This window comes from Chloroflexota bacterium (assembly GCA_011322445.1).
Classification (GTDB): domain Bacteria; phylum Chloroflexota; class Anaerolineae; order Anaerolineales; family DRMV01; genus DRMV01.
Genome location: DRMV01000008.1, coordinates 30,635 through 54,569 on the forward strand (window position 1 = coordinate 30,635; position 23,935 = coordinate 54,569).

General features: G+C 61.3%; 17 protein-coding genes, 1 pseudogene and 1 riboswitch. Of the genes and pseudogenes, 17 read left to right on the forward strand and 1 reads right to left on the reverse strand.

All coding sequences use genetic code 11. The features are described from left to right. The first annotated feature begins 6 nt into the window (after positions 1 to 6). From ENJ54_00775 to ENJ54_00855, 17 genes and pseudogenes are all read left to right on the forward strand, one after another. Positions 7 to 792 (forward strand): ParA family protein, encoded by a 786-nt coding sequence (locus ENJ54_00775; protein ID HFC08379.1) that lies wholly within the window; start codon positions 7 to 9, stop codon positions 790 to 792. After that, positions 758 to 6,223 (forward strand): GAF domain-containing protein, encoded by a 5,466-nt coding sequence (locus ENJ54_00780; GenBank protein HFC08380.1) that lies wholly within the window; start codon positions 758 to 760, stop codon positions 6,221 to 6,223. Before ENJ54_00775 ends, ENJ54_00780 begins: the two co-directional genes overlap by 35 nt. 60 nt (positions 6,224 to 6,283) lie before the next feature. After that, positions 6,284 to 7,477: pseudogene (locus ENJ54_00785) on the forward strand (pyridoxal-phosphate dependent enzyme). Between the two features lie 527 nt (positions 7,478 to 8,004). Further along, positions 8,005 to 8,931 (forward strand): DMT family transporter, encoded by a 927-nt coding sequence (locus tag ENJ54_00790; protein HFC08381.1) that lies wholly within the window; start codon positions 8,005 to 8,007, stop codon positions 8,929 to 8,931. A gap of 80 nt (positions 8,932 to 9,011) precedes the next feature. Then, a riboswitch (FMN riboswitch) is annotated at positions 9,012 to 9,148 on the forward strand. 184 nt (positions 9,149 to 9,332) lie between these two features. Beyond that, the gene (locus tag ENJ54_00795) at positions 9,333 to 10,151 is read left to right on the forward strand and encodes an ABC transporter permease (GenBank protein ID HFC08382.1); all 819 of its coding nucleotides are present in this window, start codon (positions 9,333 to 9,335) and stop codon (positions 10,149 to 10,151) included. A 360-nt stretch (positions 10,152 to 10,511) separates the two neighbouring features. Continuing rightward, the gene (locus ENJ54_00800) at positions 10,512 to 11,504 is read left to right on the forward strand and encodes a hypothetical protein (GenBank protein HFC08383.1); all 993 of its coding nucleotides are present in this window, start codon (positions 10,512 to 10,514) and stop codon (positions 11,502 to 11,504) included. Between the two features lie 58 nt (positions 11,505 to 11,562). Next, positions 11,563 to 12,342, forward strand: a complete 780-nt coding sequence (locus tag ENJ54_00805; protein HFC08384.1) for an ABC transporter ATP-binding protein — start codon at positions 11,563 to 11,565, stop codon at positions 12,340 to 12,342. Positions 12,343 to 12,378: 36 nt separating this feature from the next. After that, a complete protein-coding gene (locus ENJ54_00810) occupies positions 12,379 to 13,323 on the forward strand; it encodes a zinc ribbon domain-containing protein (protein ID HFC08385.1) in 945 nt (314 codons plus the stop codon). Positions 13,324 to 13,448: 125 nt separating this feature from the next. After that, positions 13,449 to 13,937: a cytochrome c maturation protein CcmE gene (locus ENJ54_00815; GenBank protein HFC08386.1), complete on the forward strand. Its 489-nt coding sequence runs from the start codon at positions 13,449 to 13,451 to the stop codon at positions 13,935 to 13,937. Positions 13,938 to 13,967: 30 nt separating this feature from the next. Next, complete coding sequence (locus tag ENJ54_00820) at positions 13,968 to 16,037, forward strand: heme lyase CcmF/NrfE family subunit (protein ID HFC08387.1); 2,070 nt, start codon at positions 13,968 to 13,970, stop codon at positions 16,035 to 16,037. Then, entirely contained in the window at positions 16,031 to 16,582 is a 552-nt protein-coding gene (locus ENJ54_00825) for a hypothetical protein (protein HFC08388.1), read from the forward strand. Before ENJ54_00820 ends, ENJ54_00825 begins: the two co-directional genes overlap by 7 nt. Positions 16,583 to 16,654: 72 nt before the next feature. Beyond that, positions 16,655 to 17,242, forward strand: coding sequence for a TlpA family protein disulfide reductase (locus tag ENJ54_00830; GenBank protein HFC08389.1), 588 nt, complete (start codon positions 16,655 to 16,657; stop codon positions 17,240 to 17,242). Positions 17,243 to 17,245: 3 nt separating this feature from the next. Further along, positions 17,246 to 17,746: a zinc ribbon domain-containing protein gene (locus ENJ54_00835; GenBank protein HFC08390.1), complete on the forward strand. Its 501-nt coding sequence runs from the start codon at positions 17,246 to 17,248 to the stop codon at positions 17,744 to 17,746. A 250-nt stretch (positions 17,747 to 17,996) separates the two neighbouring features. Continuing rightward, on the forward strand, positions 17,997 to 19,928 hold the full coding sequence (locus ENJ54_00840; protein ID HFC08391.1) for a c-type cytochrome: 1,932 nt from the start codon (positions 17,997 to 17,999) through the stop codon (positions 19,926 to 19,928). After that, a complete protein-coding gene (gene ccmA / locus ENJ54_00845; protein HFC08392.1) occupies positions 19,925 to 20,641 on the forward strand; it encodes a heme ABC exporter ATP-binding protein CcmA in 717 nt (238 codons plus the stop codon). Before ENJ54_00840 ends, ccmA begins: the two co-directional genes overlap by 4 nt. Continuing rightward, a complete protein-coding gene (locus tag ENJ54_00850) occupies positions 20,638 to 21,330 on the forward strand; it encodes a cytochrome C biogenesis protein (protein ID HFC08393.1) in 693 nt (230 codons plus the stop codon). The genes ccmA and ENJ54_00850 overlap by 4 nt, the downstream gene beginning before the upstream one ends. A gap of 3 nt (positions 21,331 to 21,333) precedes the next feature. Beyond that, positions 21,334 to 22,014 (forward strand): cytochrome C assembly protein, encoded by a 681-nt coding sequence (locus ENJ54_00855; protein ID HFC08394.1) that lies wholly within the window; start codon positions 21,334 to 21,336, stop codon positions 22,012 to 22,014. Positions 22,015 to 22,386: 372 nt separating this feature from the next. On the opposite strand, the gene ENJ54_00860 is transcribed toward ENJ54_00855, so the two are convergent. Beyond that, positions 22,387 to 23,925 carry a spermine synthase gene (locus tag ENJ54_00860; GenBank protein ID HFC08395.1) on the reverse strand — a complete coding sequence of 513 codons (1,539 nt, stop codon included), beginning with the start codon at positions 23,923 to 23,925 and terminating at the stop codon, positions 22,387 to 22,389. Positions 23,926 to 23,935 lie beyond the last annotated feature (10 nt).

A 23,935-nucleotide genomic window follows, 5' to 3' on the forward strand; every position in this document is an offset into this window, starting at 1 on the left:
CCGCCGATGGCCTATCCCATCGCAATTTGTAGCCAAAAAGGCGGTGTTGCCAAAACCACCACAACGCTGAGCCTGGCTGGCGCCCTTGCCGAACAGCACTACCGGGTTTTGGCAATCGACCTCGACCCGCAAAGCAACCTGACGTTGGGCTTCGGCTTCCAGCCGCGCCAGTTCCAATACACCCTTGCCGATGTCTTGCTCAACGCCGCCGACGCCACGACCGTCCTCGTCCCTACCGACATCGCGGGTATTGACCTCATTCCCGCAGGCAAACAGCTCCATCTGGCAGAGCGTTACCTTCCCAGTCGACCCCGTTACCAATATCTTCTCAAAGACGCCCTCCAACCCCTCCAAGACGCCTACGACTACATCCTGCTGGATTGTCCCCCTTCCCTCAGCGTGCTCAGCACCAATGCTTTAGTGACAGCATCCATGGCCTTGTTGCTCACCCAGGCAGAATATTTCTCGGCCTACGCTCTCAAGCCCATGCTACAAACGCTGCAAACCATCCGACAACGGCACAATCCTACCCTGGTTTACCGCATTCTTCTCACCATGTTCCGGCGTCGCAACCGAGCCCATCGTATCATCCGGGCACGACTGGAAGCCACCTTCGGCGGCGGCCTTTGCCGCACCGTGATCGAGACCGACACCAAACTACGGGAAGCGGCCATTGCTGGCATGCCCATCACCCACTTCTCTTCCAGCAGCCGCAGCGCATTGCAATATCGCGACCTGGCCCAGGAGTTAGTTGCTTATGTCCAAAAAGAAAGCATTCGAGAAACGGCTTGACGCCCTCTTCCAAACCCTGCAAGAAGAAACTGCCGAAGCCGAGGCGCTTCACATTGCTCCCGAGCGCATTGAGGGGTGGGGTTGGCAGAGCGACGCGGCAGGGCGCTACCAGGCCTGTGACGAAAGCATCACCTCCCTCTTGGGCTACCCGCGTGAAGCGCTCTTAGGGCAGGCCATTGACCGCTTTGCCCTTGAGACTGCCTCTCAAGAAGCCGTCCGCCGCGCCCTGAACGCCGGCGACTTTCCCGCCGAGGTGCCGGTTATTCTGCGAGATGCCCACGGCCAAAGCCGTGCGGCGTTGTTCTACATCGTCAAACAAACACCCGAGGGCGGCTTTCAAGGCTTTGTGCGCCTGCAAACCGATGGGGGCATGCCCACCGAACCCCTGACGCCGCTTCCCCAACCCGCCGCGGCGCTGACCCTCGGCGAGATCTTCCCCAAAGGGTTACGCACCGACGGCCAAAAGGTACTACCGGCAGAGCGCTCCCTGACACCAGTCGGCATGCGCGCCCTGCAAGCCCGGCAACCCATCGCGACCAGCAGCCCCGAAGGCGCTGCACTGGCCGTGCCGCTGGAAGTCCCGCCCAAAACCGCCCTGCTGGAAGCCCTCGACCCTTCCCCCGACCGCACCTGGACGCCTGATGAAGAGCGGCTGGTCGAACAAGTCGCCGAACAGCTGGCCCTCGCGCTGGAAAACGCCCAACTTTTCCAATCGGCCCAACGCCGCGCGGCTGAATTGGAAACCCTGCACCAGATGGCAACGGCCATCAACCGCTCGCTGGACCTCGACGAAATTTACCACGAGGTGCTCCAACAGTTGCAAAGCCTGGTGCATGTCGACGCAGGGCTCATTACCCAACCCATCGAAGGCGACGACGAATATCTGCAACTGGTGGCCCATTGGAATCTTCCCCCCGAACTGGTTGAACGGTTAGAAAAGAACAAAATCGCCATTCAACGCAGTTGCTGCGGCCTCACTTACCAGAAGCGCGAGATCGTCGTGCTTTCCGACCTCGAACTCGCGCACGAAGGCGCCCCCGAGATCGGCATGGTGCCCCGCCAGTTCGGCTTCCATTCATACATGGGCGCGCCTTTGATTTACCAGGACCAGGTGCTGGGCACACTGTGCCTCTTCCGCCGCAACGTCCACGAAGCGACCGAGCACGAAAAACGGCTTCTGAGCACAATTGCCAACCAAGTGGCCTCTGCCGCAGCCAACGCCCGCCTTTTCCAGCAAACGAAAGACGCGCTGGAAACCACCGAAAGCCTTTACGAAGCCACCGCGACTTTCAACGCGGCAACATCCTACGAAGACATCCTGAAGGCTATCCACGCTCACGTGGGGGCACATGCGCGTATCATTACCCTGGGTGCATTCTCCAAACCTTGGGTCGACGATAACAACCCACCAGAGTGGATTACTCCTCTAGCCTATTGGAGCAACCTTAAAGCACGGGAAGTTGACCCCGATATACTTCACCAATTAGCAAACTACAAGTTTCCCCTATCTGACTACCCTGACCTCCAGGAAATTCGCAACGGACGATTCATCGAAGACATTGAAAAATGGGAAAGCGCTACACCTCAAACGCGCTACATCTACACTGACCTACTAAAGTCTAAAGCAACAGCCTTTTTACCCCTCTATGTAGGTGGAGAGTGGTTTGGCGTCCTCAACATCATTTACGATGACCATGTTGAGTTCAGTCACGCCTACCGACAATTTCTTGGCGCGTTGGCAAGCCAGGCCAGTATCGCTATCCAAAACTTACGCTCACTGGAAGCCATCCACCAGCGCACTGAAGAAACCAAAGCCCTTTACCAAGCCACTGCCCAATTCAACGCGGCCACTTCCTACGATGACATCGTCCAAACCCTTCAGGAAGTGCTTCAGCAGCCCCTCAGCCTGGTGGTGCTGGGGTTGTTCAACCGCCCCTGGACCAAAGACGATGAGCCTGAGATCATCGAGCCGGTTGCTTATTGGGCTGCGCCCCACATCCCTCCTGAAGTCGCCGCGGAACTGCAAAAGCCCTACCCCATTGAGCACTTCCCGGTCATCCGCCAGCTCTCGCCCGACAAGCCACTGATCATCCCCGACACCTCCGACAACCCGCCGTGGGATGCCAACACCCACCACGTTTACGCCGAAGTGCTGGGGGGGAAAGCCGCGGCGTTCATTCCCCTGGAAGTCAGCGGCCGCTGGATTGGTTTCCTGAACCTGCTTTACAGCGAACCTGTGCACTTCGACCAGGCCACGCACCAACGCATCCGAGCCCTGGTGACCCAGGCAGGCATCGCGGTAGAAACCCTGCGGGCGCTGGACACCATCCGCCAGCGCAGTGAAGAAACCGAAGCCCTTTACAGAGCCACCGCCGCCTTCAACACCGCCACAACTTACCAGGACGTCTTGCAAACCCTTCACGACCACATCGGCGAGCACGTTCACACCGTCATCATCAGCATGTTCAACCGCCCCTGGGATGACGAACACACTCCCGAATGGGTCTACCCGCTGGGCTACCACACCAGCAGCGACATTCCACCCGACTTACTCGAAACGCTGGCTTCTCAACGCTACCCTATCGAAAGTTTCCCAACGATTCGGCACATTCGAGAAGGGCTGTTCATTCCCGATACCTCCAAACGGGCTGAGTGGAATGAAGCCACGCGCGTGCTGTATGCAGACCAACTGCACGCCCGGGCCATCGCCTTTGTTCCCATGCACCTGGGCGGTCGCTGGATTGGCTTCCTGAACGTGCTCTACGACCAGCCCATGACGTTCACGCCACGTGAGCGGCAATTCGTGCAAACGCTGACCAGCCAGGCTGGCGTTGCCATTGAAAACCTGCGTTCCCTTGAAACCATCCAAAAACGCAGCAAGGAAACCGAGACCCTCTACCAACTGGCCGCCCGCCTCAACGAAACCAGCAGTTACCAGGACATCGTAAACGCCCTTCACGACCTCACCCCGTTGGGCGAAGGCGCCAGCAACATCTCCCTGAATGTCTTCAGCAAACCCTGGCAGGACCCCGACGACATTCCCCAGTGGGTTAGCGTGATGGCACGGTGGAGCAAACTGCCGTCCGACGCCCTGCTTCCTCGTTACCCCTTGGCACAATTCCCAGCGGCGCGCTTGCTGAGCCCCTCAGAGCCGCTGGTGATTGCTGACGTCGCCAACGACCCGCGGTTAGACGAACAGACACGCGCCCTTTACGCCCAACAATTTCGCGCCGCCAGCACAGTTTTTTACCCCCTGGTGGCTGCTGGTCAATGGCTGGGCTACGTCAACGCCATTTACGGCCAGCAGCGCGAGTTTGCCGAAGACGAACTCCGCCTGATTTCCGCGGCCGTCTCGCAAGCCGCTGTGGCCTACCAGAACCTGCACCGCTACGAAACCACCCAGAAATACGCTCAGGACCTGGAAACGGCCGCCCTCACGGCCAGCGAAATCGCTGCCGCCAGCCAGGATATGGAAGCCTTGCTCAGCCATTCGGTAGAACTCATCCGCGAACGCTTCGGGTTCTACCACGCTTCGGTATTCCTCATCGATGAAAGCGGGTCCTACGCGGTGGTGCGGGCTTCCACGGGCAAGGCGGGCGAAGAGATGCTCCAACGCCACCACCGCTTAGCCATCGGCCACCGCTCGACCGTGGGGCAGGCGGCCGCCCGGCGCGAACCGGTCATCCTCAACAATGTCCTCCAAAGCGACATCCACCGCCCCAACCCACTCTTGCCTGACACGCGGGCCGAGGCAGCCATCCCCCTGATTGCAGGCGAGCGGCTCATCGGCGTGTTAGACGTGCAAGCCACCGAAATCAATGCCTTCACCGAAGATAGCGTCCGCATGCTCCAACTGTTGGCCACCCAACTGGCCGTCGCCATCGAAAACGCCCAGGCCTACGAACTGGAACGCCAGGCCCTGGAAGAAATGCGGCGCGCCGACGAACTCAAGAGCCAGTTCCTCGCCAACATGAGCCACGAGCTCCGCACCCCGCTCAACTCGATCATCGGCTTCTCGCGTGTCATCCTCAAAGGCATCGACGGCCCTATCACCGACCTGCAACAACAAGACCTCACCGCCATCTACAACGCCGGTCAACACCTGCTGGGCCTGATCAACGACATCCTCGACCTCTCTAAAATCGAGGCGGGCAAAATGGAACTTGCCTTCGAGGAAGTCGACATTGGCGACCTAGTCAACAGCGTCATGTCCACAGCCGTGGGCCTGGTCAAAGACAAACCGGTGGAACTGGTCAAAGAGATTCAGCCCGACCTCCCCATCATCCACGCCGACCCCATCCGGGTGCGGCAGGTGCTTCTCAACCTGGTTTCCAACGCGGCCAAATTCACCGAAAACGGCTACATCAAGGTCTTCGCCCGCCTGCAAAAAGGGCCTCACGGGCTGGAAGAAGTGCTCATCGGCGTGGAAGACACCGGCCCCGGCATTTCCAAAGAAGACCAGGAAAAACTCTTCAAACCGTTCTCGCAAGTCGATGCTTCGCTCACCCGCAAAACCGGCGGCACGGGCCTGGGGCTCTCGATTTCCCGCAACCTGGTCGAGATGCACGGCGGGCGCATTTGGGTCGAATCTGAAGTAGGCAAAGGCTCTACCTTCTATTTCACCTTGCCGCTCATCCAGGCCGGCACTTCGGACGAAGAAAGCGAGCGCATCATTCTCGCCATTGACGACGACACCAACGTCATCCACCTCTACCAGCGCTACCTCACGCCGGAAGGCTACCGCGTGGTCCCGCTTACCGACCCCAACATGGCCGTCGCACGGGCGCGCGAACTCAAGCCCGTCGCCATTCTGCTGGATATCATGATGCCGGGCCGCGATGGCTGGCAAGTGTTGCAAGACCTGAAAACCCACGAGGCCACCAAGCACATTCCTGTCATCATCGCCAGCATCGTCGACGAGCGAGAAAAGGGCTTCAGCCTGGGCGCGGCCGAATATCTGGTCAAACCCATTCTGGAAGAAGACCTCAAACGCGCGCTGAAAACGCTGGACCCGGATGGGCAGGTCAAAGAAGTGCTCATCGTGGAAGACGACACTTCAGATCGCTACCTGATCACCCGCCTGCTGGAAGAAATCGGCTCCTACACCATTCGCACCGCGGAAACAGGCCAGGAAGCGTTAGAGCAAATTCGGGAACGCCGCCCAGACGCCATCGTTCTGGATCTGCTCCTCCCTGAAATGGATGGCTTCGCCGTCCTGGAAGCCATTCGCGGCACCGCCGAGTGGCAAGACATCCCCGTGGTGATTTTCACAGCCGCCGAACTGTCGGCTGGGGACCTGGCCCGCCTGCGGGCGGCATCGCAGGCCCTGCTCAAGAAAGGCGCTTTGGGCACTGACGAACTGCTCCAACGCCTGCGCCAGGTGCTTCAGAAAGTCGGCCCCGCTGCGCCACCCCCTGAGCAAGACGCGTAACCGTGACCTCACCAAAAACGGCGGCGCACCGCCGTTTTTGGTCTTTATGGAAGTTTCACCATGAACACCGAATTCATCACCGAATGCCTCGACTGCGGCCATCAACAACCCTTTGCCCCCCTCGACACCCGCTGCGAAAAGTGCGGCAGCGAGTGGATGGTGGCGCGCTACGATTACGACACCCTCGCCACCACCTTGCCAGCCGTCTGGCCTTCCCGCCCCTTCGACCTCTGGCGCTACCACGAACTGCTACCTGTCAGCGCCCCTCGCCCCGAAATCTCGATGGGCGAAGGCGGCACGCCCTTGCTTCCCCTCAATCGCCTGGGGATGATGCTCAAACTGCCCCACATCTACTTCAAAGACGAGCGTCAAAACCCCACCTCTTCGTTCAAAGACCGTCAGGCCGCCGTAACCATCGCCGTGCTCAAAGAAGCCGGGCTGACCGAAATGGTCGTCGCATCCACCGGGAACGTCGCCATTGCCTACGCGGCTTATGCCGCCCGGGCAGGCATCAAACTCTGGGCTTTCGTCACCAGCCTGGTGCCGGCAGAGAAGATGCGCGAAATTGCCATTTATGGCGCTCAGGTCATCAAAGTCGGCGGCACTTACGATGAAACCAAGCACGTGGCTGCCGAGTTTGCCAAACAACGCGGCCTCTATCTGGATAAAGGCGCCCGCTCTCTGCCCACCGTCGAATCGATGAAAACGCTGGCCTTCGAAATCAGCGAACAGATCACCGACATCCTCGGCGCGCCGGGCACCGGCTTCCCGTGGCGCACCCCCGACTGGTTCGTCCAGGCGGTCAGCGGGGCATTGGGGCCGCTGGGCGTCCAAAAAGCCTACGACGAACTGCAACAACTGGGGTTTGTCTCTCGCGCCCCCAAAATGGCGCTCATTCAAAGCGAAGGCTGCGCGCCCATGGCACACGCCTGGAAACAAAACCGGCCTGTGGCCGAGCCTGTCCGCCTGCCGCGCACCCACATTGCCACCCTGGCCACCGGCGACCCCGGGCGGGTTTACACCCTGATTTACGACGCCCTCAAAACCCACGGCGGCACCGTCACCAGCGTGAGCGACGAAGAAGCCTTTCGCGCCATGCACATCCTCGCCAAAATGGAAGGCCTGTCCGTCGAGCCAGCCACGGCAGTGGCCGTGGCCGGAGTCATCCGCCTGGCGCGGGAAGGCATCATCCGCCCTGACGAAGTAGTGGTCATCAACGGCACGGGGCACACCATGCCGATCGAATCGCACATTCTCGGCAAACGGTGGGTCAAGAACGTCGACCTGCCCCACGCCGAAGCCTCGGAGACCGCGCCGCCCACCGAAGGGCTGCAAGCCGCCCTCAACACCCTGGTTTCCCGCGAAGTCCCCCACATTGCCATCGTGGACGACCATGAACCGGCTCGCATCTTGCTGCGCCGCGTGCTACAATCGTTGGGGGAATTCACCATCTCAGAAGCCAGCAACGGCACCGAGGCGATTGCGCTGGCCCGCAAGGAACACCCCGACCTCATCTTGCTCGATTTGATGATGCCGGGAACCGATGGCTTCGAGGTCATTGAAACCTTGCGCACCGACCCAACCACCCACAACATCCCCATCATCGCCGTCACCGCAAAAGCCCTGACCCCCGAGGAACAACACCGCCTAAGTGGGCAAATCGAAAAGCTCCTCCAAAAGGGGGAGTTCCTAACCGACGAGTTGCTGGATGAAATTCGGGCTTTATTGGGGTAAACGCCCCGTTTTGACCTGCAGCAACCGAGAGCGTAAGGCTTAACCTTATGAAACACGCGCGGCGGGGACTTCGTGCGGCGGTGCTCTCTGCCCTCTTCCTGGGCATGGCACCCATTTTCGGCAAGCAGGCTATCCTGGCCGGCTTGCCTCCCCTCGCGGTGGTGGCCCTGCGCACCGTGTTCGCCGCGCTGCTCCTCTTCTTCATCCTCCTGATTTTCAAACGGCCTTTCTTGCACGTTTACTCCTTAGGGCTCATTGGTTGTTTGCTGGCCGGCGCGATCAACGGCATCGGCTCACTTTTCTATTACAGCGCCCTTGGCCGAATTGACGCCGGCATTGGGCAGTTGCTCTATTCGCTGTACCCGCTTTTCGTGGCCCTGTGGCTTTGGTTAGATAAACAGCCCCCCACCCGGCTCACCCTGGTGCGGTTGGCTCTGGCCGTACCAGCCGTAGCGCTGCTGACCCTCGGCGGCGCTCACCATCTCGACCCCCTCGGCATGGGGATGATGCTTCTGGCCTCCGCGCTGTACGCGCTGCACATTCCGGTCAACCAGCGCGTGCTGTTCGACGTGCCAGCACCCACCGTAACCCTTTACACCTTGCTGGCAATGAGTGGGGTGGTCGTCCCGGCATTCCTGATTCTGGGGCCGGTGCAATTTCCTTACAGCGCCGCTACGTGGGAACCCGTGATAGGCCTTACGCTGGTGACCTTCTTCTCGCGCCTCACCCTCTTCCTCGGCGTGAAACACATCGGCGGCATGCAAACCGCCCTGCTGGGGTTAGGAGAACTGCTGGTCACGCTGGCGCTTTCCCATTGGTGGCTGCACGAAAGCCTGACTTCAACCCAATGGGCTGGCGCCATTATCCTGGGCGTGATTTTATTACTGGCAGGCATAGACCAACCCGCCGCCCCCACCCGCACCCATCCCGGCGGCGGGTGGCTCAGCTGGCTGCGGCCGCGTGGCCTGGCATAAGCCCCGGCACATGACATTGCACACTTGACGGCAAAGCCCAAGGCGGCTACAATCAAGGCGTAACTTCCACAATGGCATACTACAACCTTCGGGGCAGGGTGAGCAGCCACGGCTGCAATTCCCGACCGGCGGTAAAAGCCCGCGAGCGCCGCACCAACGGCGCAGACCCGGTGTAATTCCGGGGCCGACGGTAAAGTCCGGATGGGAGAAGGTTGGCTGGCACGTTGCACTGCCGTGCAAGGTGCTGGTTTGCGTGCTTCTGGCGCGCCCCGTGCCCCGAAAACGCACCTGCCGTTTTCGGGGATTTTCGTTCTGCGGCGGCGCGCGCCCGCGCCACGTACCTCTCCCGCCCCGTCGCCACGGGGCGTTTGCTTTTCCCCGCCCCTTGCGAGGATGCGCTCATGAATCTGGCCCACACCCGCCGCATGGTTTTCCGCACAGCCCGCCGCAGCCACCGCCGCATACGCCACACTTTCCTTTCCGTGGCCGTGGCGCTGCTGTTGTGGTGGGGATTGGTGCGTCTACTCAACCTGCCGGAATTCCTGCTCCCCACCCCGTGGGAAGTGGCCGTGCGCGGGTGGCAGGCCCTGCAAGATGGCACCCTTTTGCACCACACCTGGATTACCCTGCAAGAGGTGCTCTCTGGCCTGGCATTAGGGGCGGGAAGCGCCACCCTGCTGGGCTACGCGCTGGCAAAATCGCGCACCTTAGAACGCCTGCTCGCGCCTTACCTGGTCGCGAGCCAATCGGTGCCCGTTGTCGCCATCGCCCCGCTGCTCATCATCTGGTTTGGCACCGGCCTGCTGGCAAAAACGCTGATCTGCGCCCTCATCGTGTTCTTCCCGGTGCTGGTGAACACCGTGGTAGGCATTCGCAGCGTGCCCGAAGAGCTCCGCGACCTGCTCCACTCGTTAGATGCAACGCCGTGGCAGGTCATCCGCTATCTGGAAATCCCCGCGGCCATGCCGGTGTTCCTGGGCGGCCTGCGCATCGGGGCTACTCTCTCGGTCATCGGTGCGGTAGTCGGTGAATTCGTCGCTGCCGACAGCGGCCTGGGCTTCCTCATCAACCTGGCACGCGGCCGCTACGATACACCGCTGGTCTTCGTTGCCGTTTTCACCCTTATTGGCCTTGCCCTGGCCCTTTACGGCGGTGTGCTCGCGCTGGAACGCCATTTTCTGGCCTGGCAAGCCCCTGCCGGGAAACCCCGCCGCTATTGAACACCGCCGCTTACGCGCAACTTTCCGCCGTGTGCGGGCGAAAAAGCCGAGTTCCGGAAAAGCACGTTGAGCGGAGATTGCGGAGCAAGTGCGGTCAAAACGCGCTGTTCTTGGCGTTTCGTACTTCGACTTCGCTCCCGTTGGTCGCTCCGCTCAGTACGAAACGCTACCGAGCGGCGGCGAAGCCCGCCAAAGCACCTGTCACCTGTGCTGAACCCACTGAAGCAGCCTCCCATATTGCCGCCACGATAACACCCCAGGATGATTTGCAACACCAACGCTCCTTCACACCGTTGTCAACCAACTTTTGAACTTCTCAACAAAAAGTTCGTCTAATCTTTTCTCGGAGGTGCCTTCCCCATGAAACGCATCATCACCACCTTAGCACTGCTGCTCACGGTCACTTTGCCCCTTGCCGCCTGCGGCTCGCAAAAGGCCGCCACGCCCACAGCGCAACCGCTGGTTCACATTCGGCTGCCGATGGGCTACATTCCCAATATTCAATACGCGCCGTTTTACGTCGCCAAAGAAAAAGGCTACTACCGACAAGCCGGGTTCGACGTCGATTTCGATTACAGTTTTGAAACCGACGGCGTGGCGCTGGTGGGGGCGAACAAACTGCCCTTTGCCATTGTTTCGGGTGAGCAGGTGCTGATGGGGCGCGACAAGGGCCTGCCGCTGGTATACGTGATGGCATGGTGGCAGAAATATCCCATCGTGGTGATTGCCGACGCCAAACTTGGCCTGAAAACCCCAGCCGACCTGAAGGGCAAACGCATTGGCCTGCCGGGGCTGTTTGGCGCCAACTACATCGGCCTGGTAGCCCTGCTACACGAATTTGGCCTCACCCCCCACGACGTCACCCTCGATTCCATCGGCTTCAACCAGGTCGAAGCCTTTGCCAGCGGCAAAGAGCCCGTTGTGGTCGGGTATGTCACCAACGAGCCTATTCAACTCAAAGCCAAAGGCTTCGATATTACCACCTTCCCGGTGGCCGACTACGTCGATCTGGCCTCCAACGGCATCATCACCAACGAAACGCTCATCAAAGACGACCCTGAAATGGTCCATCGCTTCGTGCGTGCCACCCTGCGCGGCCTCAATTACACCATCCACTACCCCAACGACGCTTATGAAATTTCCACAAAGTACGTCGAAGGGCTGGACAAAGCCGACCGGGATGTGCAAATGCAAATTCTCTCAACCGCCATCGCCTATTGGAAAGGCGACCCTCTTGGCTATACGAAACCCAAAGCCTGGCAAAAAATGCAAGAGATCTTGCTGCAAATGGGGCTGATTTCCAAGCCGCAAGACTTGCAAGGCGCGTACACCAACGAATTCCTCAAACCCTGACCCCGCCCTCAAGCCCGTGCGTCCACGCCGGCGCACGGGCTTCCCCCTTCACCTCCCTATGAATGCAACCCTCCCCTTAGTGCGTGTTCGCCACCTTGGCGTTGTCTTCCCCACCGAAGACGGGCTGGGGCTGGAAGCCATTCACGACCTTTCTTTTGAAGTGCAACCGCAGGAATTCCTCGCAGTGGTCGGGCCTTCGGGGTGCGGCAAAAGCACCCTGCTGCGGGTGCTCGCCGGGCTGCTGGAAGCCACCCGCGGCGAAGTTGCCTTCCCGGCCCACCCGCAAGGCAAACCGCAAGTCGGGCTGGTCTTTCAAAAAGCCAACCTGATGCCGTGGCGAAGTGTGCTGCGCAACATCACCCTGCCGCTGGAACTGCACGGCGTGCCGTGGCAGGAAGCCGAAGCCCGCGCCCAGGCCATGATTGACCTCATGGGGCTGGAAGGCTTTGCCGACGCGCTGCCGCGCGACCTCTCTGGCGGCATGGCACAGCGGGTAGCACTGGCTCGGGCGCTTATCCATCGCCCCGACCTGCTGCTGCTCGACGAGCCTTTCACAGCCCTCGACGCCCTCACCCGCGAACGCCTGTGGGAAGAACTGCTGCGTATCTGGCAGCACGAGCGCACGACCGTGGTCATGGTCACGCATTCGGTGACCGAAGCGCTGCTGCTGGCCGACCGGGTGCTGGTGCTCACCGACCGTCCGGCGCGCCTGCAAGTGGATCTGCAGGTAGACCTTCCCCGCCCGCGCCACGCCGACCTGCGCTACACCCCCCATTTTGGCCGCCTGGCCCGCCGCCTGCGGGAAGCCCTCGGAGCCAGCCCCCAAAAGTTGCGGTAAAATAAGGCCGCAACCTCACTCCCGGAGGCTTCTTCCATGACCCGAAAACGCACTGCGCCCGCCCTGCTGATGGCCCTCTTGCTCACCCTGCTGGCCGCGGGGGGCGCACAAGCCGCAGCCCCGCACTTCGCCATCCTCAAGGTGTCGCTCTGGCCGGAATACGACAAACCCAACGTTCTGGTCATGTATGACATCACCCTGCCCGGCGATGCCACCCTGCCGCTGTCGTTAGACGTCCGCATTCCTGCCCGCGCTGGTGAGCCGTTAGCCGTGGCCTATCAGCAGCCCAACGGCAACCTGGTCAACGCCGAATACACTTACAGCGCCGATGCGCAATGGGGCACCATCCATCTCAAAGCCATGATGCCCAACGTCCACATCGAATACTACGATCCGGCGCTCAAAAAAGACGGCAACCAGCGGGAATTCACCTTCCACTGGCCGGGCGGGGCGCAAATCGACGCCTTGCTGCTGGTGGTGCAACAGCCGGCCACAGCCAAAGACATCAAAATCTCGCCGACGATGGGCACAGGCGAAGTAGCCGCCGATGGGCTGACCTACTACCACGCGCAACTGGGCGCGCTGCGCAGCGACCAAACGTTCGACCTCACCATTGCCTACACCAAAGACGACGACACGCTGAGCGTGGAAGCCCTGCACGCCAACAACAACACCGCTGGTGTGCCGCCAACAGCCGCCCCCGTGGCTGGCGAAACCACCTGGCAACGGATGATACCGTGGGCTATTACCCTTTTGGGCCTCATCCTGATTGTGGCCGGGCTGGGATGGTACTGGTTGAGCACCCACACCGTCCCTGAAACGCCGCACCGTCGCCGGCGTTCCCGCCGCCCCTTGCCGCCGGAAGCCCTTGCCGCGGACATGGAAACCACCCCCAACAAAGTGCGCTACTGCCCACAGTGTGGCGCGCGCGCCCAGCCGGGCGACAAATTCTGCCGCGTGTGTGGCACCCCACTGCGTTAACCCCCTCACAAGCATTGCATAGGCCTCTGCGCCGCTGGCCGCAGGGGCTTTTTCATCCCACCTTAATCGCTGTGTGTCAAAATGAAAGCGGCCAACCTATCCCCTCGCATTCCTGGGAGCGTGTCATGAGCAACCGTAACAAGTTCCTGATTGGAGCGCTTTTCATCGCCGCCGCGGTGGTGTACCTCATCTTCTCAGCCACCAAGGCCAGCGCCCAATACTTCCTCACGGTCAACGAACTGCTGGCCCGCAAAAGCGAATTTGTGGGCAAAAACGTGCGCATTTCCGGCGCCGTGATCGGGAAAACCATCCACTACGACCCGCAAACGCTGGAACTGCGTTTCACCATCGCCCACGTGCCGGGCGACAACAAGGTCGTCGAGGAAGAGGGCGGCCTGGCGAAAGTGCTGCACGACGCCGTGACCGACCCCAACCGCGCCCACCTGGACGTGGTGTATCACGGGCCGCGCCCCGATATGCTGAAAGACGAAGCCCAGGCCATCATCACCGGCCACCTGGGCGAAGATGGCGTGTTCTACGCCGACGAACTGCTGCTCAAGTGCCCTTCGCATTACGAAGACGCCGTGCCCGACCAGGCGCAAGGCAACAACTAACCTCTCCCCTGCTCCCCCTCAGGAGGCGCCATGCTTGCCCATATCGGTTACGGCGCGTTGCTGCTTTCCTTCTTGCTCAGCCTGTACGCCATTGGAGCCGCCTTCTACGGGGCACAGCGCGGCAGGCCCGACTGGCTGGAAAGCGCCCGCCGCGCTGTGCTCGTCGTTTGGCCTCTGCTCACCCTCTCCGCGGTGAGCATCGTCGCCTTGTTGCTGACCAATCAGTTCCAGATTGAATACGTCGCTTCGGTGACCAGCCGCGAAATGCCCGTTTACCTCAAAATCACGGCTTTGTGGGGTGGTCAGGCCGGGTCGTTGATCTTCTGGTCGTGGCTGATGGCGACGTTTACCTTTGTGCTCATGCTGCGGTCGTGGAAGCGCGACCGCGAATTCCTCCCGTGGGTCATCATCGTGACGATGGTGACCTTAGCCTTTTTCCTCGGCCTGAGCCTGTTCGTCGAAAACCCGTTTGCCCGGCTGTGGGCCACTTTAGACGGCCACACTGTCAAAGCCATGTTCCGCCCCGCGGGCGCCATGCCTTTCACCCCGCAAGACGGCAACGGCCTCAACCCCTTGCTGCGGCACCCCGGCATGATTTTGCACCCGCCGTTCCTCTACGCGGGCTTCGTGGCTTTCGTCATCCCTTACGCCTTCGCGATGGCTTCACTGATCACCGGCCGCACCGATGCCCGCTGGATTCGCATCACCCGCCGCTGGAGCCTCGCGGCCTGGCTTTTCCTCTCCCTTGGCTTGATTTTGGGCATGCGCTGGTCTTACGACGTTTTGGGCTGGGGCGGCTATTGGGGATGGGACCCCGTTGAGGTTGCAGCCCTGCTCCCCTGGCTGAGCGGCACTGCCTTCCTGCACTCGGTGATGATTCAAGAAAAAGAGGAACTGCTAAAGCACTGGAACATGGTGCTCATCATTCTGACCTACGCGCTGGTCATTTTCGGCACGTTCCTCACCCGCTCTGGCGTGCTTTCGTCGGTCCACGCGTTTGCTCAAAGCGCCATTGGGCCGCTCTTCTTCGCCTTCATCGGCATCACTTTCACCGCCTCGCTCTATTTGCTGATGCGCCGCTGGAACGACCTCAAAAGCGACCTGCGCATCGAATCGCTGCTCTCGCGTGAGGCGCTGTTCACCTTCAACAACATGGTTTTTATGGGCATCGTGGTGGTCGCGTTTTGGGGCGTGATTTTCCCCATCCTTTCGGAACTGGTCACCGGCCAAAAGGTGACGGTGGGGCCGCCGTTCTACCGCAAGGCCACAGGCCCGCTGTTTGCGCTCTTGTTGCTGCTGATGGGCATCGCGCCGCTTTCGGCATGGGGGTACGCGAGCGCCAGGCGGCTGAAAAAACTCATCTGGCTGCCGGTCGTGCTGGCTTTCCTCACCACCGGGGGGCTGATTGCCATTGGCATTCGCTCGGTGTGGGCGTTAGTGGGCTTCTGGCTGGTGGCTTTTACAGCCTTCGTCACCCTGAGCGAATTCGTGCGCGGGGTGCGGGCGCGGATGCGCCGCGGGGAATCCCTTCCCACGGCTTTCGTGCGGCTGGTTTCCCGCAACCGGCGGCGCTACGGGGGCTACATCGTGCACCTGGGCGTCATTGTGATGGCAACAGGCATCATCGGAACCCAGTTCTTCGCCACCCAAACCCAGGCCACCGTGCCGCAGGGCGGTAAAATCACCCTCGGCCACTACACCATGACCTACGACGGGCTGCAGGAATTTTTCGCCCCCGACGGCCGGCACGTGGCCCGCGCTATCGTGAGCGTATACAAAGACGGCAAAAAAGTCGGCGTTGTTCACCCACGCCGCGACTTTTATCTGGATTCCCAGCAACCCATGACCATCCCGGGCGTGCGCAGCACGTGGCTGGATGACTTTTACGTCATCCTGGTTGACTGGCAACCGATTTCGGTTGAAGGGGCAACCTTCAAGGTGTATCACCAGCCCCTGGTCAACTGGATCTGGACCGGTGCGTTGATCTTCATTTTGGGCACCCTGGTAGCCGCCTGGCCGGAACCTGACCCCGAAACCGCCAAGCGGCGCCGCCGTCCCCGCCATTCCGCCCGCCGCACCGCGCGGGCTTCAGCATCTTGAAATTGGAGGTTCCCGTGAAGCGCACTTTCTGGCTCGCTCTCGGTCTGCTGGTGGTGCTGCTGGCGGCGGCAAGCGCCTTCCCGGCGCAGGCAGCCCAACCCACCCCCACCGCCACGCCGGTCATCACCGATAACCAGGTCAATGCCGTCGCCCATACCCTCTACTGCCCGGTGTGTGAAAACACCCCGCTCGATGTGTGTGGCACCCAGGCCTGTGCCCAGTGGCGGGAACTCATTCGCCAGCAACTGCAACAGGGCTGGACGGTCGAGCAAATTCAGCAATATTTCGTCGAAAACTACGGGGCGCGGGTGCTGGCTGCTCCGCCACGCAAAGGCTTTTGGTGGCTGGCCTACATCGTGCCGCCGCTGGCAATTTTAGCCGGGCTTTACATCCTCTACCGCGCCATGAAACAATGGTACCATCCCCGCAAAGCCACGGCGGGGGAAAGCCCTGCCGAAACGCCCGACGCGCCGCAAGCGGAGGCTTCCCAGGAAGACGACGAATACCTCCGCCGCGTCGAAGAAGAACTCCACAAGCGGGGCTGACCCTGCTCCCGAAGCCGACCTACACCCCCAGACTGCCGTCGGCTTCTCCACCCTGTTCATTCGGAGCCTCCCATGAGTGCAGATTCTTCCCCGCAACCCGAAACGCCCCCCGAGGCCACACCTTCCCCTAAGCAGGGGTTGACTTTAGGCAAGGCCATCGTGTGGGGCGGGTTGATTGCCCTGCTCGTCATCGTTGGGCTGATGCTCAACCGCACCCAAAAAGGCGGCGTTGCCATCGGCGACCGCGTGCCGCCCGACCTCACCCTGACGGCCTTCGACGGCACGACGTACCGCGTGGGCGACCTGAAGGGCAAGGTCGTGCTTTTCAACTTCTGGGCTTCCTGGTGCACGACGTGCAAAGATGAAGCCGTGGCCCTGGAACAGGCCTGGCGGCAACTTCAGCCGCGGGGCGATGTGATTTTCCTGGGGCTGGACTATGTGGATACCGAACCCGACGCCAAAGCCTATCTGCAACGCTACCACATCACCTACCCCAACGGCCCCGACAAAGCCACCCACTGGGCACAAACCTTCCGCATTACTGGCGTACCCGAAACCTACATCATCGACAAAGACGGCCGTCTGGCCTACAAGAAAATCGGCCCCTTCCGCGACCTGAACGAAATCATGGCCGCGATAACGGCCGTTCTGGAGAAATGACCCATGGACTGGGGAGCACTATTTTTCTTACTGGCGTTAGTCGCCCTCACGGGGCTGTATGTCGCCCTGCCCATCCTGCGGCAGGAAGGCACGCTGGTCACCGTCGAAGAACAAGAGCAATCCGCGCTGCTGGCGCGGCGCGACCAGGTGCTGGACGCCCTCGCCGAACTGGATTTCGACTTCAACACCGGCAAAATCGACGAAAGCCACTACCAGGTGCGACGCCAGGCGCTGATGCAAGAAGCCGCTGACATTCTCAAACGGCTGGACGCCCTCAAGCCCCTTACCTCGGGCGACTCACTGGAAACGCTGCTCAAGCAGCGCAAAGCCCAACGCTCAGCCTTAGCCCACGGTGACCCCGACGACGCCGTCGAAGCGCTGCTGGCTGCGCGGCGGCGCGCCCGCAGCGGCCAGAAAGCCGCCGGCTTTTGCCCCCAATGCGGCGCGCCCGTGTTGGAAAGCGACCGTTTTTGCCCGCGGTGCGGCGCGCCGCTCAAGGCTTAGCGCCAGGCCGAAAGTTTCTGGCGGGGCGTCACTGCGAGGCAAAGGGCGCGTTGCCGAAGCAATCTCTTGACCGCAAAACGGGAGCCTGCTTCGCCCCTTCGACTGCCGTTCAAGAGAGTCGCAATGACATCACCCCCTGATTTTTTCAGATAGATACTCAGGCAAAAATTCAGCACCGTCAAACGGTTTGCCTAACTTCGCGAAACCTCTCTGGCATTTGCCCACCACCCTTCGCACCTGAGGCTGTTTCATGCACACCTTCCCCAAAACGACCCGCTTGCTCCTCTTCCTTGTCGTCGCCCTGGCTGCGCTCAGCCTGGGCGCGTGCGGTTTCAACCTGGCTGGCGACGTCACCCCGCCTCCCGGCTGGCACCCCACTGCCGTTCCCCCCACGCCAAACACCGCCGACCTCTACCCCGCTTTGCCGCCCGACCCCGTCGCCGGGAAAGCCATTTACCAGCAGCGGTGCCAGAAATGCCACGGTGCGACCGGGCTGGGCGATGGTCCCCAGGCCGCAGCCCTCGACATCAACCCCGCCGCCCTGGCCGACCCCGAAGAGGCCCGCGCCGACGTGCCCGCCAAACGCTTCGCCGTGCTAACCCAGGGCAAAATGGACGAGGGCATGCCGACCTTCGCTCACATCCTCACCGCTCGTGAGCGCTGGGATGTGCTGGCCTACATCTACACCCTCAGCGTGCCGCCGGCAACCCTGCAACACGGCAAAGCCCTTTACACCGACCGTTGCCAGGTTTGCCACGAAGCCGATGGGCACGGCAAAGACCTGGTCAACCAAAAACGCATGGCGCAAGCCTCCGACGAAGCGCTGGCAAAAGACATCACCGGCGAGCAACACCCGCCCGAAGTGTACGAAGGGCTCAGCATGGATGACCGCTTGGCCCTGGCCGCTTACATCCGCACGCTCTCGTTTGCGCACACGCAAGCGACCGCCACGGCCACTCCAACCGGCGAGGCTGCAGCAGCCACGGCTGCCGCCCCCACCCCTGCCGAGGGAACCGGCACACCCGCCGCAGAGGCTTCTGCAACCCCGGAAGCCACCACCACCCCCCAGGCCAACACCATCACCGTGACTGGCCAAGTGACCAACGGCACGCAGGGCAGCAGCGTGCCCCCCGACCTGGAAGTCACGCTACACGGCTACGACAAAGGCAGCATGAACGAGGTGTATAAAGCCTCGGCAACCATCGACGCGGACGGCAAATTTGTCTTCCACAACGTGCCTTACGACCCGCAGCGCATTTTCTTCGTCACCGCCGAATACGCCAAAGTGCTCTACGGCTCGCGCACCGCGACCGCCCTGCCCGATCATCCCTCGCTCAACCTGCCCCTGACGATTTACGAAACCACCACCGATCCCAGCCATGTGCGGGTCGAGCGGCTGCATGTGTTTGTCTCACCGCAAACCGACCAGGCCATTCAAGTGGTGGAAATGTACATCATCACCAACGAGGGTGACCGTACGCTGGTGAGCGCCGACCCTGAGAAGCCCGTGCTCACCTTCGACCTGCCCGCTGGCGCGGTGCATCTGCAATTCCAGAACGGCAGCCTGGGAGGGCGCTACGTGCAAACCGCCCACGGCTTTGGCGACATGCTGCCCGTTTACCCACAAGTGACCACACAGGAAGTTTTCGCCTACACCCTGCCTTTTGAGGGCAAAGAAATGAGCATCGCACACCCCGTGCCGTTGCCCGTAGCCGCCGCCGTTCTGATGGCGCCGGAAGGCCAACTTACGCTCAGCGGCCAGGGGTTGACCGATGGCGGCGTACAAAAAGACGAAACCGGCAACACTTTCCGCATCTACAATGTAGCCGCCTTGAACGCCGGTGACACCCTTGCTTTCACCGTGCGGCGTGTAGGCAACGGGCTTTCCCTCGGTGGCAACAAAACCAGCCTTGCCATCGGCCTGCTGGCCCTGGGAGCGGCACTCATTGCCATCGCCGTGGTGCTCACCCGGCGGGAAGGCCCGGCTCCCGCTGCCCCTGCTGCGGCGGTGCCTTCCGAAATTGCCGACGACCCCGACGCGCTGATGGACGCCATCCTCGCGCTGGACGACCTTTACGAGGAAGGCAAAATCGAGGAAGAGGCCTACCGCCGCCGCCGGAAAGCCCTCAAAGACCGCCTGAAGACTTTGCTGGCCGCCGCAGAGGACAAAGCCGACACATGACCGCCGCAATTGCCGTTTCACGCCTCACCAAGCGGTTCGGGCTCAAAACCGTCTTGCGCAGGCTCGATTTCACCGCCGAGCAGGGCGAGTTCGTGGCCTTGCTCGGCCCTAACGGTGCCGGGAAGACCACCTTCCTGCGCATTCTGGCCTCGCTGAGCCGCCCCACCGCTGGCGAGGTGCGCATCGGCGGGGCGCCGCTGCCCCAGGAAGCCGCGGCCGTGCGCCGCAGGCTGGGAGTGGTTTCCCACCAACCGCTGCTCTACGGCGACCTGACCGCCGAAGAAAACCTGCGTTTCTTCGCCCGCCTTTACGGCCTTTCGGAACCGGCTCAACGCATCACCGAAGTGCTGGAACTGGTAGGTCTGGCACGCCGTCGCCACGATTTGGTGCGCACTTACTCCCGCGGCATGCAACAGCGCCTTGCCATTGCTCGCGCGATTTTGCACGACCCCGAAGTGCTGCTGCTGGACGAGCCTTACACCGGCCTCGACCAGGACGCCAGCGCGATGTTAGACGCCGTGTTGCACGAAGTCGCCGCGCAAGGGCGCACCGTGGTGATGACTTCCCACGACTTGAGCCGGGTGGCCGCGCTGGCTTCCCGCTTCGACGTACTTGCCCGCGGCCGCATCGCTGCCTCTGCTTCCCGAGAGGCGATCGCCGACGCCCAACTGCTCGATTTTTACCGCGCCGCCATCGCCGAGGAGGCCTCATGAGCAGCCCCTCATCCGTCACCAGTCTCTGGCAGGCCACCCGCGCCATCGTCTGGAAAGACCTCACTGCCGAGCGCCGCAGCCGCGAGTTGCTCTCGGCTATGCTGGTGTTTGCACTGCTCGTCATCCTCTCTTTCAACTTTGCGCTGGACCTGGACCCCAAAACCCGGGGCAGCGTTGCCAGCGGCGTGTTGTGGGTCACCTTCATTTTCGCCGGCACGTTGGGGCTCAACCGCTCGATGGCAACCGAAAAAGACCGCGGCTGCCTCGATGGGCTGTTGCTCGCTCCCATCGACCGCAGCGCCATTTACTTCGGGAAAGCCATCGCCAACCTGGCCTTCATGCTGATTGTGGAAGCCATCGTCTTCCCGCTGTATAGCGTGCTCTACAATGTCAACCTCTTTTTGCCCGGCCTGCTGCTGACCGTCATTCTCGGCTCGGTCGGCTACGTGGCCGTGGGGACGTTGCTTTCCAGCATGGCAGTGCAGGCTCGAACACGCGACATGCTGCTGCCGATTTTGCTCTTTCCGGTGGCATTGCCGGTGCTGATTGCCGCCGTCAAAGCCAGCGCGGGCTATCTAAGCGGGTTGCCGCTGGAAGAAATCACTCCCTGGCTCAATCTGCTATTGGTGTATGATGTGATCTTCATCGCCGTTGCTTTCATGGTCTTCGACTTCGTTGTGGAGGAATAACGCATGAAATCTACCCCAACCGCTTTGAAAGTGCTCGACGCCCTCAGCGCGCTCTTGCTTGTAGCCGCACTCGGTATGGTGTTCGGCTATGCCCCCACCGAGCGCACGATGGGGCTGGTGCAAAAAGTGTTTTACTTCCACGTCTCAGCGAACTGGGTGGGCATGTTGGGCTTCCTGGTCGCGGCGGTGGCCGGGGGGCTTTACCTTGCCAAAGGCTCCCCCAAATGGGATGTAGTGGAAGTTGCCGCGGTGGAAATCGGTTTGGCGTTTTCCCTCATCGGCATTGTCAGCGGCTCGATCTGGGCCCGCCCCATCTGGAACACCTGGTGGACGTGGGACCCCCGCCTGGTGACGGTCACGGTGATGGAACTGATCTACATTGCCTATTTCATGCTACGCAGCGGCATCGAAGACCCCGACCGTCGCGCCCGCTATGCTGCCGTGTATGCCATTGTGGGCTTTCTAAGCGTGCCGTTGACCTTTCTTTCCATCCGCATGTACCGCAGCATCCACCCGGTGGTCATTACCAGCACCAAAGCCGAGCTCTCGCCTCACATGTTCCAGACGTTCATGTTCAGCCTGTTCACCTTCACGGTGGTGTTCGCGACACTGCTGTGGCATCGGGTGCGCCTGGGCGAATTGACCGCTCAGGTGGAACGTCTGCGCCTGAAACTCACCGATTAACGAGGAGCAATCGCATGGTACCTCAAACTGGAAACTACATGATTGCCGGTTACGTGGTCATTTTGGGCGGCATGGCGCTCTATGTGGTGAGCCTGGTCGTGCGCTTCCGCAGCCGCCTGCGCGAACTGGCCGCGCTGGAAGAAGAAGCGGCCCGCGAGTAGCCGATAAAAAAGACTTGGGCCAACACCCACACAGCCGCAGGTGTTCCCCCCGGCCAGCGCTGCTTTGCGCCCCGCCTTGGGGAATGCCCTGCGGCTGTTGCGCGAAAGAGCCCAATCGTTGTCTCATAACCTCAGATCAGCGCGTTTCAACTGCGCCTGCTTCGCAATCTCCGCTCAACGCGCTGCTCCGAAACCTAAGTTTGTTGCCTTCTCAGGGGGAATCCAACACCACGCGCAACACCATGCTATCCGTCAAAAGCGCCACCGGGGCACGGTCGTCGGTAAACACCTCCCCCGCGGCGATATCCAACGCCACCCGATGGGTCGCAGCAAGGTCCATCGAGGTCAGCAAAAGCGGCGGGGCATGGGGTTCCTGACGCAAGGCCGCCTCATTGGCTTCCAGATTGACAAACTGCGTGGGCTGCGCCGTGGCATAAATCACCACGTTGAAAGTATTCGGCACCCGCACCGCATACACCGAGGGGAAAACCGTGTGCAGTGTGGCCGCGATGGCATTTGCCAGGCGGAAATCGCCCGGCGGCGCCCCCACATTGACGGCAACAGCCCCCCGCGGCGTAAGGTGTTGCCGCACCAGTTGGAAAAATTCACGGGTGGTGAGATGCCAGGGGATATAGGGCGGGCGGTAAGCATCCAGCACAATCAGGTCATAACGGTAAGGCGAGCGCCGTAGCCCTACCCGGCCATCTTCGGCGTAGGTATGCAAATTGGGCAAAGCAGCCAGGCCGAAATAGCGTCGCCCTACGCTCAAAATGGCAGGGTCGATTTCATAACCGTCGATGGGCACCGCCCCAAAGACCGCCGTGGCCTGCCGCGCCACCGTGCCTGCCGCCAGCCCCACCACCGCAATGCGATGCACGTCCGCAGGGCGGTAAGGCGGTGCGTTGAAAAACGGCGCGTTCAGGAAAAACATCCACGCTCCGTAATAAGCCAGCCGGGTGGGATGGTAAACTGAATGCACCCCCTGCCCTTCATTCAAACGCAGATAGCGGTAGCCATCCTGCTGCAACACCTGAATGTAATTGTATGCCGATTCCGTCTCGTAAATCTGCCCAGCCGTGCGCTTAATGGGGCCAGAAGCCCAAAAAACCCACAAACAGACAATCAGCAGCGGCATCCAGCCATAGCGCCAAAACGCCCGGCGCTGCTCCATCCACAGGCCGCCTAACGCCGTGAGCGTAAGCAACAACCCCAGCAGCAGGAAAGTGCGTCGCGTGCCCAACAGCGGCACCAGCAGCAAATCGGGCAAGAAAGTGCCCACAAAAGAGCCGAGGGTGGAAAGCGCATACACCCGCCCGGAAACTCTTCCGGCTTCCGAAGTGCGCTTCGTGGCTATACGAATTACGAAAGGGGAAACCATCCCCAGCAAGGTCACCGGCACCACTAACAGCACCAACACCGCCGCGAAAGCCCCCAACAACACCCCCAGCCGCAAAGCATCGAAAGCATCGGCCGCGCGATAAAGCACCGGACGCGCCGCCACCGGCACCAGTGCCACGGCCAGCCCCGCCCACGCCACAATGCGGTAAAGCGTATAAGGGCGCGGGTCGCGGTCGGCCCAACGCCCGCCGAGGAAATACCCCACGGTGAGGTAAAGCAAAATCAGGCCAATGATCGTCGCCCACACCAGGTTGCTGGTGCCGAAATACGCTCCCAACAAGCGCGCCGCGGCCAGTTCCACGGCCAGCGACGCCATGCCGGTCATAAAGGCAGTGAAAAAGAGGTAGGGCATAAGAAAGAGT